The 721-nt window shown below is 32.9% G+C and carries 1 protein-coding gene; it reads left to right on the top strand.

Annotated features, from left to right (window positions below):
- A partial coding sequence (locus TY19_RS13060) for a transposase (RefSeq protein ID WP_445082255.1) occupies nt 1-147 on the top strand: 147 nt, incomplete at its 5' end.
- Nucleotides 148-721 lie beyond the last annotated feature (574 nt).

Here is a 721-nt window from a genome sequence, read left to right as displayed (position 1 = left end):
TTAGTGGATAAACTCATGCTAAAAAAGAGGGCTATGATTGAAAGTGTGAATCATCTGTTAAAAAATAGCTGTCAGATAAAACATCATCGGCACCGAAGTCGACGGAACTTTCTTAGCAATCTGTTGGCAAGTCTTGCTAATTATTGATTGCTTGAATCCATCCAAGCCTCAACTGTTCTTTTCAAATACAGAAATCGAAGCTACTAAGCTCCTAGAATATTTTTGAGAGTTTCTTACGTTAAACTGGCGTTGACATGGATTAATTTTTTGGGAGCAGGTCAATTACGTATATTTTACAAAATGCAGGAGCTCAATTTATTGTTTCTATTAAAGCGCATCCTAGAGCCTATTTAAGATGTTTAATAGTTAAAGAGGTGTTAAAATTAAATTGAGCTGAATTTCTCTTCGAAGATTTTATGCAATATTTGCGGCAATCTTTTAGTCAGTTCGATCTGGGTTTGGCTGTGGACGTTCTTTATCGCAGTCAACAACTTGTGCCAAAATGGTAGATAAGTGTCCGCAATTATATGTTTGGAATCATTATTATGAAGAAGAACATTGCAAGAAATTCTTATTAACCTGAATTTTGAATTTATCCCTTTGATAATGAATAAGAAGAATAAAATTTAAATGACAAAAGGCCTCTGCATTATTTAAAACATTTGTTTTCCCAAACTAATGTTTAATATGACATGAGAGGTCAAAATGGATTTAATCAAAT

Origin of the sequence: Candidatus Protochlamydia sp. R18 (assembly GCF_000648255.1) — a bacterium.
In the GTDB taxonomy this organism is placed as follows: Bacteria; Chlamydiota; Chlamydiia; order Chlamydiales; family Parachlamydiaceae; genus Protochlamydia; species Protochlamydia amoebophila.
This window is presented reverse-complemented; position numbering and strand designations above follow the sequence as displayed.